Source organism: Methyloceanibacter marginalis, assembly GCF_001723295.1.
In the GTDB taxonomy this organism is placed as follows: domain Bacteria; phylum Pseudomonadota; class Alphaproteobacteria; order Rhizobiales; family Methyloligellaceae; genus Methyloceanibacter; species Methyloceanibacter marginalis.
The window spans coordinates 1-4,590 of the sequence record NZ_LPWD01000344.1 but is presented as its reverse complement, the minus strand read 5'-3'; the positions used below and the strand labels follow the sequence as shown (position 1 = coordinate 4,590).

The window sequence follows — 4,590 nt, the reverse complement described above, 5'->3', positions numbered from 1 at the left end:
GGTCTTGGTATAGGCGAGAGGTTGAACATCCGGCCTTCTTGCGCCTCAAGGGCAAAGATCGGCAGGAAGGAGACCGTGATGACGAGCAGGCTGAAGAACAGCGCCGGCCCGACCTCGACCGCCGCCTCGATGATCACTTCGTGACGCGACCTGCCCTCGGGCGCGTGTTCGAGACGTTTGTGCGCGTTCTCGATCATGACGATGGCCGCGTCGACCATGGCGCCGATGGCGATGGCGATGCCGCCGAGGCTCATGATGTTGGACGAGAGTCCCAACACCCACATACAGATGTAAGCGATGAGGACGCCGAGGGGCAGCGTCACGATGGCGACGAGCGCGCTGCGCGCATGCATCAAGAAGATGACGCAGACCAACGCGACGATGAGGCTTTCCTCGATCAGCGTGCGCTTCAGAGTATCGATGGCGCGGTCGATGAGGTCCGAGCGGTCGTAGACCGCCTCCACGCTGACGCCTTCAGGCAGGCTCGGCGCGATCTCGGCAAGCCGGTCTTTCGCGTTCTGGATGACCGAGAGCGCGTTCTCGCCGAAGCGCTGCACGACAATGCCGGAGACGACCTCGCCCTCCCCGTTCAGCTCCGCCAGTCCACGGCGCTCGTCCGGCACAAGTTCGACCCGGGCGACGTCCTTGAGAAGCACTGGCACGCCGCCCTCGCTCTTGACGACAATCTCCTCGAGGTCCCGCAGGCTGGCGATATAGCCGCGCCCGCGCACCATGTATTCGCGCTCGGAGAGCTCGAGCGTGCGGCCGCCGACATCCATGTTGCTCTCGCGGATGACGTCCTTGATTTTGGAGAGCGGGATGCCGAGCGCCTGGAGACGGCGGGGATCGACGACGACGCTGTATTGCTTCACGAAGCCGCCGACACTCGCGACCTCGGCCACGCCTTGGGCCTTGGACAGACCGAAGCGCACATACCAGTCCTGAAGCGTGCGCAGCTCGGCGAGGCTGTGCTGCGCGCCGCGCAGAACATATTGGTAGACCCAGCCGACCCCCGTTGCGTCCGGTCCGAGCTCCGGCGTGACGCCGCCAGGCAGGTCCTTGGCGGCGGCGCTCAGATATTCGAGCACGCGCGACCGCGCCCAATAGATGTCGGTCCCGTCGTCGAAAATGACATAGACGAAGGACACGCCAAAGAAGGAGAAGCCGCGAACGACGTGCGCCTTGGGCACGGTGAGCATCGCGGTCGTCAGCGGATAGGTGACCTGATCCTCGACGACTTGCGGGGCCTGGCCCGGATACTCGGTATAGACGATGACTTGCACGTCCGAGAGATCGGGAATGGCGTCAAGCGGCACATTCTTGACCGCATAAATGCCGGCCAAGGCGATGAAGACCACGGCGAGGCCGACGAAGACGACGTTGCGCGCCGACCAGCCGATGACGCGTGCGATCATGGTATCGCATCCCGATGTTCGAGGCTCTGAAGCGCGGCCTTGAGGTTGCTTTCGGAATCGATGAGGAAGGTCGCCGCGGTGACGACGTCCTCGCCCGGCTTCACACCCTCCAACACCTCGACATAGCCGTCGCCGGTCCGTCCGATCTTCACTTCGCGCGGCTCGAAACGGCCCTCACCCGTGGCGACAAGCACGATCTTCCGGGTGCCGCTGTCGATCACGGCGCTGGCCGGAACGGCAGCGACCGGGGCCTCCTCGGTTTCAGGATGGAAGACAACGTCGGCATACATGCCCGGCTTGATGCGGCCGTCCGGATTGGGCAACTCGACCCGGACCGACAGCGTCCGTGTTTCCGGCTTCATCATCTCCGGATAGATGAAGGTCACCTCGCCTTGGTGCGGCATGTTCGGGAAAGCGCGCAGGGTGACGGTGACCGGCGTACCGACGGCGATGTCGCCGATGTCGGATTCGGCGAGCTGGGCGATTACCCAGACGCGCTCGTGGTTGCCGATGCGAAACAGTTCGTCGCCCGCCATGACACGCTGCCCCTCGATGACGTTCTTGCGGATGACATGGCCGGTTGCCGGCGAGGCCCAATCGATTGTCCTTGGATTGGTCTCGGTCTCCAGGACATCTTCGATACGGGACTCGGGCACGCCAAGATTGCGTAAGCGCTGCATGGCGCCATCGATATCGCGGCTCGCGTTACGGCCGCCTTGCCCGCGCTTGGCGACCAGAAGATCCACTTGCGCCAATTGAATCTGCGGGCTGTAGAAGCGGAATAGCGGGTCGCCCTCGACGACGCGCTGGCCGGTCTATTGACGAACAGGTTCTCGACATAGCCGTCCGAGCGGACGGTCACTGTCCAGAGCCTGGACTCGTCGTGCTCCACCAGTCCGACGCCGCGGACGGCGCGAGCGATAGACTTCTTGCCGACCGTCTCGGTTTTCACCCCGCTGCGCTGCACCTTGCCGGGACTGATGGAGACGGCGTCGTCCGCAGCCTCATCCGCATAGACCGGGATGTAGTCCATGCCCATGGAGTCCTTCTTCGGCACCTTTGAAGTGTCGGGAAGTCCCATCGGGTTCCGGTAGTAAAGAATCTTGCGGTCGCCATTGACCGGCTCGGCGTGTTCCGTCGCCGTCATGCTCATCGGCTCGGGCCGATGGACATACCAATAGCTGCCCGCGGCTCCGGCCAAGATGCCGGTCGCCAGGATGGCCAGGCTGCTTAGACGCGTCATGATTTTGCGTCTCCGAATCCTCGTTGCGTGGCCCTCTGCCCGTATCGGACAAAGGAGATCGCACCGCTGCACGCGAGCAGGCGCTCACGCGAAACGGCGTTGCATCAACTTTGAGGAGTCAGACGCGTGGAGGCGGCGACGGCGGGATATAGGCCGGCGAGCGCGCGCTATCGGGGGCACGCGCCGTGGTCTCGACGAGCAAAGGCACCGTGCCGAAGCGATTTCCGCAGGCATGACCGCGCTGAGAGCCAGTCCAAGACAGAGACATTTGCCTCCGCACCCGGGATGACCGGCGCAAGGCCCCATCCCGTCATGCGCCTTTTGGCCGTTGGCGTGATCGGCCACGGCCGCGCCAATCTTGACGTGGTGGCTTTCCGCCTGATCGTGCTCAGTCTGGGAGGCCGCCATGTGCTCCGCACAGTCGGACTGCGCCGCAGCCTGGGGGACGCCGGGGGCGGCCATCGCCGTATTCACGCTCGCCGCGGGAAGGGCGGCGACCGCGAGGGTCAAAAGAACGACGAAAATCGGGCGTAACCTGCTCATGCTGACCGGAAGTATGTGGCCCTGCCACATAAGGTCAAGTGACAGAGCCGTGAGTGGGACATTTTCAGCAAATTCGCGGTCTCAAAGGGTGTGATGCTTAACAGACCTCGGCTCTGTTGCCCTTAGCGAAGCCAGTTGCCCCGATCATGGGCAATTCCCGCGACTCGCGGCTGCGGCAAATCGCTTCCGCCGCCGGTTTGTCATGAAATCACTAAGGATGCGTCCTAATCAAAAGAGAACTCCTAAAAGTCTTCATGAGAGGGTCGCGCTCGCCGCATGACGGTTCGCAATCTTGAACATGCCCTGCGCCCACGCAGCGTCGCGGTGATCGGCGCCAGCGACGAGCCCGGATCCGTGGGCCATACACTCACCCAAAACGTGCTGACCGGCGGCTTCGAGGGCCAAGTCTTTCTGGTCAATCCGCATCACGGCACGATCGCGGGCCGCGACTGCTTCAAATCCGTCGAGGCGTTGCCCGAGCGCCCGAGCTTGCCGTCATTGCCACGCCGCCGGACAGCGTGCCGCCCATCATCGAGGCGCTCGGCAAGAAAGGAACGCGCGCGACGGTCGTCATCACCGCAGGCTTCAGCGCCGCGCTCAAGCAGGCCGTCCTGGATGCTGCGCGGCCCTATTGTCTCCGCGTCATCGGCCCCAACTGCTTGGGCATCTCGGTGCCGGCGCTGGGCTTGAATGCAAATTTCGGATTGAACGCGCCCAAATCCGGGTCGCTCGCCTTCCTGTCTCAGTCGGGCGCGCTCATGACGGGCATCCTCGACTGGGCCTCCGCCCGCGACATCGGCTTCTCCTATGTGGTGTCCATGGGCGACATGGCGGACGTGGACGTGGGCGATCTGCTCGACTTCCTCGCCGCCGACGTCTCGACCAGCGCCATCCTGCTATATCTCGAGACGATCCCGGCGGCGCGCAAGTTCATGTCCGCGGCGCGCTCGGCCGCACGCGCCAAGCCGGTGATCGCGATCAAGTCGGGCCGCAACGCCGCGGCGGCGAAAGCGGCGGCAACCCATACGGGCGCGTTGGCCGGCACCGACGCCGCGGTCAGCGCCGCCTTCCGACGCGCCGGGCTCGTGCGCGTGGAAGAGCTGGAGGAACTGTTCAACGCCGCGGAGACGCTGGCGAGTTTGCAGCCCGTCGGGGGCAACGAGCTCCTGATCATCACTAATGGCGGGGGCGCCGGCGTGCTCGCCGTCGACGATTTGATGCGGCTCGACGGCAGGCTTGCGCCTGTGGGCGAGGACCTGGTGAACGCACTCGACAAGGTGCTGCCGGCCAACTGGTCGCGCGCCAACCCGATCGACATTATCGGCGACGCCGGCCCGAACGGTACAAGGCCACGCTCGACGCCGTGCTCGCCGAGCCAAAAGCCGACGG

At 64.5% G+C, this 4,590-nt stretch carries 2 protein-coding genes and 3 pseudogenes; 3 read left to right on the top strand and 2 right to left on the bottom strand.

The window, feature by feature from the left end:
* Both AUC71_RS12320 and AUC71_RS12315 read right to left on the bottom strand, forming a co-directional pair.
* Positions 1–1,415, bottom strand: a pseudogene (locus AUC71_RS12320) (efflux RND transporter permease subunit); the annotation flags it as partial.
* Positions 1,412–2,161 carry an efflux RND transporter periplasmic adaptor subunit gene (locus tag AUC71_RS12315; protein ID WP_069624501.1) on the bottom strand — a complete coding sequence of 250 codons (750 nt, stop codon included), beginning with the start codon at positions 2,159–2,161 and terminating at the stop codon, positions 1,412–1,414. The pseudogene AUC71_RS12320 and the gene AUC71_RS12315, both read right to left, overlap by 4 nt.
* A gap of 809 nt (positions 2,162–2,970) precedes the next feature.
* Here AUC71_RS12315 and AUC71_RS12310 point away from each other — a divergent pair.
* From AUC71_RS12310 to AUC71_RS12305, 3 genes and pseudogenes are all read left to right on the top strand, one after another.
* Positions 2,971–3,192, top strand: coding sequence for a hypothetical protein (locus AUC71_RS12310; protein ID WP_141701661.1), 222 nt, complete (start codon positions 2,971–2,973; stop codon positions 3,190–3,192).
* Between the two features lie 285 nt (positions 3,193–3,477).
* Positions 3,478–3,812 (top strand): annotated as a pseudogene (locus tag AUC71_RS22800) (CoA-binding protein); the annotation flags it as partial.
* Between the two features lie 147 nt (positions 3,813–3,959).
* A pseudogene (locus AUC71_RS12305) lies at positions 3,960–4,590 on the top strand (bifunctional acetate--CoA ligase family protein/GNAT family N-acetyltransferase); the annotation flags it as partial.

What these genes read in the sequence shown, in the direction of transcription:
- AUC71_RS12310 (WP_141701661.1), top strand. Translation starts at nt 2,971, where the DNA reads ATGCGCCTTTTGGCCGTTGGCGTGATCGGCCACGGCCGCGCCAATCTT.